5 protein-coding genes and 2 pseudogenes are annotated in these 4,139 nt (G+C 59.0%); 2 read left to right on the top strand and 5 right to left on the bottom strand.

Annotated elements, in window-relative coordinates; translation table 11 throughout:
• Positions 1 to 232 (bottom strand): annotated as a pseudogene (locus tag AC2VLY_RS08815) (quinone-dependent dihydroorotate dehydrogenase); the annotation flags it as partial.
• Positions 229 to 1,119 carry an oxygen-dependent coproporphyrinogen oxidase gene (gene hemF, locus AC2VLY_RS08810; protein WP_486892624.1) on the bottom strand — a complete coding sequence of 297 codons (891 nt, stop codon included), beginning with the start codon at positions 1,117 to 1,119 and terminating at the stop codon, positions 229 to 231. The pseudogene AC2VLY_RS08815 and the gene hemF, both read right to left, overlap by 4 nt.
• 150 nt (positions 1,120 to 1,269) lie before the next feature.
• Between hemF and vapB the strand changes: the two genes are divergently transcribed.
• Positions 1,270 to 1,500 (top strand): type II toxin-antitoxin system VapB family antitoxin, encoded by a 231-nt coding sequence (gene vapB, locus AC2VLY_RS08805; protein ID WP_193649552.1) that lies wholly within the window; start codon positions 1,270 to 1,272, stop codon positions 1,498 to 1,500.
• The gene (vapC, locus tag AC2VLY_RS08800) at positions 1,497 to 1,898 is read left to right on the top strand and encodes a type II toxin-antitoxin system tRNA(fMet)-specific endonuclease VapC (RefSeq protein ID WP_486892623.1); all 402 of its coding nucleotides are present in this window, start codon (positions 1,497 to 1,499) and stop codon (positions 1,896 to 1,898) included. Before vapB ends, vapC begins: the two co-directional genes overlap by 4 nt.
• Before the next feature lie 19 nt (positions 1,899 to 1,917).
• Here the strand turns inward: vapC and tsaC are convergent, their stop codons facing one another.
• The 3 genes and pseudogenes from tsaC to purH form a co-directional block, all read right to left on the bottom strand.
• A complete protein-coding gene (gene tsaC / locus AC2VLY_RS08795) occupies positions 1,918 to 2,478 on the bottom strand; it encodes an L-threonylcarbamoyladenylate synthase type 1 TsaC (protein WP_486922120.1) in 561 nt (186 codons plus the stop codon).
• A 15-nt stretch (positions 2,479 to 2,493) separates the two neighbouring features.
• Complete coding sequence (gene purD / locus AC2VLY_RS08790) at positions 2,494 to 3,756, bottom strand: phosphoribosylamine--glycine ligase (RefSeq protein ID WP_486922119.1); 1,263 nt, start codon at positions 3,754 to 3,756, stop codon at positions 2,494 to 2,496.
• 11 nt (positions 3,757 to 3,767) lie between these two features.
• Positions 3,768 to 4,139 (bottom strand): annotated as a pseudogene (gene purH / locus AC2VLY_RS08785) (bifunctional phosphoribosylaminoimidazolecarboxamide formyltransferase/IMP cyclohydrolase); the annotation flags it as partial.

Below are 4,139 nucleotides of genomic sequence, written 5' to 3'. Positions count from 1 at the left end.
CCGCCGTAGCGCGGGCATCCTTGTCATAACCAGCCGCCAGCCCCACGGGATTGCGAAAATTCAGTCCCCACAAGCTTTGCTGCAGCGCGGGGTTCTCCACCGCAAAATGTTCAGATACCCGTTCCAGACTGCGGGGCATGCGACCCAGGGTTTCCAGCGCCGCGATGCTGAGTTGATGGGCCTGCTCCGCCTCCAGACCAAACAGTAATGGCCGCAGCAGCGGATAAATCATGCCCAGTCCCTGGGGGTCAGGAAGTCTTCCTTCAGGCGGGCCTCGGGGCTATCTGCCGGTGCCTGCCAGTCATAATGCCAGGCGGCGAGGGGGGGCAGGGATATGAGAATGCTCTCGGTGCGTCCGCCGGATTGCAGGCCGAACAGGGTGCCCCGGTCGTACACCAGATTGAATTCCACATAGCGACCCCGACGGATCAGCTGAAAATCCCTTTCGCGCTCACCAAAAGGAGTGTTGCGGCGCCGTTCGGCAATGGGCAGATAGCTCTCCAGAAAACTGTTGGCCACCTCTTCCCAGAACGCCTGTAAAGTATCGGCATCCCCGCTGAGGTCATCAAAGAAAATGCCGCCGACCCCCCGCATTTCCTGGCGATGTTTGATGGTGAAATATTCATCACACCAGGTCTTGAAACGGGGATAAAAATCGGGGCTATGCCGGTCACAGGCGGCCTTGAGGGTTTGATGAAAGTGCCGGGCGTCTTCCACAAAACCGTAACTCGGGGTGAGGTCAGCTCCGCCGCCAAACCACCACACGGAACCTGCCGCAAAAAACCGGTAGTTCATGTGGACAATGGGCACATAAGGATTGCGGGGGTGCAGGACCAGCGAAACACCCACTGCCGTGAAAGGTTGACCCGCCAGCTCAGGGCGATGGGCAGTGGCCGAAGGTGGCAGTTTATCGCCATGCACTTTGGAGAAGTTGACCCCCCCCTTTTCCAGCAGATCACCTCCATTGATGACCCGGGTACGCCCTCCACCACCACCGGGCCTTTCCCAGAGATCCTCCCGAAAACTGGCGTGACCATCCGCCTTTTCAAGAGCCGTACAAATGCGGTCCTGAAGCTGGAGAAGAAACTGTTCGACGGCTTGAGTGGAAGGCTGCTGCATGGTTTTCTCTCCTACGCTGGCGGGGAATTATGCCACCGGAAGGCCCGTTTCGCCAGAAAGTGGCCGCAGGCTATTGGTTCGCGAATCCTTGCCACCGGGCTCCGCGCTTGGTAGGATATCCCAACGCCATATACAATAGTGATTACCATCATGGAACAGGCAACCGTCTTTCAAATCAATCGCAGCCAGGCCGTACGACTGCCCAAGTCCATCGCTTTCCCCAATGATGTGAAGCGCGTGGATGTCGTCGCCTTGGGTCGTGTGCGCATCCTGGTACCTGCAGGTGAATCCTGGGAAAGCTGGTTTAATGGTGAAGGGGTCAGTGCTGACTTTATGGAAAGCCGCGAGCAGCCCGACGATCAGCACCGGGAAGGCTTGTGATTAAATACCTGCTGGATACCAATATCTGCATTTTTACCATCAAGCGCAAACCGCCAGAAATTCAGGAGCAGTTTCACCAGCACCAGGGCCAAATGGCGATAAGTACCATCACGCTGATGGAGTTGATTTACGGTGCGGAAAAATCCCAGTCTCCAGAACGGAATTTGGCAGAAATAGAAGGATTTGCAGCTCGCCTGGAGGTTCTTGGATATGGCATAGAGGCTGCCAGGCATACGGGACAGCTTCGCGCCGAATTGGCCCGCACAGGTCAGCCCATAGGGCCTTATGATCAGATGATTGCGGGTCATGCCAGAAGTACGGGTTTAATTGTCGTCACCAATAACCTGCGCGAGTTTGAGCGTGTTCCCGGATTGCGGGTCGTGGATTGGGTGAACTGAATCTGTTACCGTTTTAAGGTTAACGCCTTAAAACCTGACCAGTACGGGCATCGACAATGCGGCTCGGGCGGCGCTGCCTGCCCAGTCGGGCATGCAGTACCGGAAGACGGTTGCCAAAATAGCGGCGGATGGTCCGCAAGTCACGGGCGGGTTTCTGACCAGCGCGATTGGCACTGGTTGAGACAATGGCGCTGCCAAAAGCCCGGGTCAGAGCACGGACACCGGGATGATGGCTGACCCGAATGGCCACACTGGGATGCCGCCCACGAATCCAGACCGGAACCTGCTGACGGGCGGGCAGCACCAGGGTGGTCCCCGGCCAGTATTGTTCCAGCAGTGCCGGACTGATGCCCTGATCCGACCAGAAGTCAGCGGTTTCGGAGCGGTGACCGGCAATGAGCAGAACGCCCTTGTGTTGTGGGCGTTTTTTTAAATGGAGAATGCGGCGCAGCGCCCGCCGTTGCCGAGGGTCACAACCCAGCCCCCAGACCCCTTCTGTTGGATAGGCAATGACACCACCCCGACGCAGATGCGCCACCAGCTGGCGTAATTCCTGACGACGCGGAGTATGCCCTGGCATACGTCTCAGCGCCGCCTAGTCTCGGCGTAAACCCAAATGACCAATATCCTGACGGAACTGCACCCCGGACCAGTGGATTTTGGCGACTACCGAATAAGCACGATGCTGGGCAATAGCGAGACTGTCGCCCAGCGCGGTCACACCCAGCACCCGCCCACCGGCCGTAGCCACATGACCATCCACAGTTTTGGTACCCGCATGAAACACCTTGACGGTATCCGTTTCGGCCGCACCCAGCCCGGCAATGGCATCCCCTGTACGCGGATGCTCAGGATATCCCTCTGCAGCCATCACCACGCACAAGGCGCTGCGGCTGTCCCAATCCAGTTCAGCGGGTAGTCTCTCACCCAGAGCAGCCAGCAGCAGGACCGCATAAAGATCCGAGCGCAGGCGCATCATCAGCGGCTGGGTTTCAGGATCGCCCAGGCGGCAATTGAACTCCAGCAACTTCGGCCCATCCCGGCCAATCATCAGGCCGGCATACAAAAAGCCGCAATACGGCGTGCCGTCGGCCATCAGACCCTGCGCTGCAGGGCGCATGATTTCCCGCAGCACCCGCTCGCTCATGGCCGTGTCCAGCACCGGGGCAGGGGAGTAGGCACCCATCCCACCGGTATTGGGCCCCTGGTCATCATCCAGCAGCCGCTTATGATCCTGAGAACCGGCCAGAGGCAGCACCTGACCATCGACAATAATGGCGATAAAGCTGGCTTCCTCACCTTCCAGAAACTCTTCAATGATGATGGGGCCCCACTGCAGAAACTGCCGTGCTGCGCTTTCTGCTTGCAGCAAGGTACTGGCTACCACCACGCCTTTGCCGGCAGCCAGGCCATCGGCCTTGACCACCACCGGCAGCGGATGCCCATGCAGGTATTCCAGAGCATGGGCAGTGTCGGTAAAACGCTCATAACGGGCGGTCGGCAGTCCGTGGCGCATCATGAAAGCCTTGGCATGGGCCTTGCTCCCCTCCAGCATGGCACCCGCCTGATCCGGCCCAAAAACCGGAATTCCGGCGCGGCGCAGAGCATCTCCCACCCCCGCCACCAGTGGTGCTTCCGGTCCAATCACCACCAGTTGAATATCCAGAACATGCGCCTCAGCCACTACCGCCTGAGGATTATTGGGATTCAGTTTCAGGTTGCACAGCTTTTCTTCACCGGCCGTACCAGGGTTACCGGGCGCGCAATAGACGGTCTCGACCCGTTCTGATTGGGCCAGCTTCCAGGCGATGGCATGTTCACGACCGCCGCCCCCCAAAACCAAAACCTTCGCACCCATAAATATCCCTCTTAACCGTGGCGAAAGTGACGGACGCCGGTAAACACCATGGCCATCCCGTGCTCGTTGGCGCTGGCGATGACTTCTTCATCGCGAATGGAGCCACCGGGCTGAATAATGGCTTTTACCCCGGCAGCAGCCGCCGCATCGACTCCGTCCCGAAACGGGAAAAAGGCATCGGAAGCCAGCGCCGCGCCGTGCAAATCAAAACCCAGATCCAGTGCCTTGGCGGCCCCGCAGCGCGCCGCATCGACCCGACTCATCTGCCCCGCGCCAATACCCACGGTCTGGCCTTCACGACCGTAGACAATGGCGTTGGACCGCACATATTTACCGACCCGCCAGACAAAGGCGAGGTCACGCTGCTCCTGCAGGCTGGGCGC

This window comes from Acidithiobacillus sp. TH-A36 (assembly GCF_057473445.1).
This window is presented reverse-complemented; position numbering and strand designations above follow the sequence as displayed.

Coding starts and splice junctions, on each gene's coding strand:
- hemF (WP_486892624.1), bottom strand. CDS start 1,119: ATGCAGCAGCCTTCCACTCAAGCCGTCGAACAGTTTCTTCTCCAGCTT.
- vapB (WP_193649552.1), top strand. CDS start 1,270: ATGGAACAGGCAACCGTCTTTCAAATCAATCGCAGCCAGGCCGTACGA.
- tsaC (WP_486922120.1), bottom strand. CDS start 2,478: ATGCCAGGGCATACTCCGCGTCGTCAGGAATTACGCCAGCTGGTGGCG.
- purD (WP_486922119.1), bottom strand. CDS start 3,756: ATGGGTGCGAAGGTTTTGGTTTTGGGGGGCGGCGGTCGTGAACATGCC.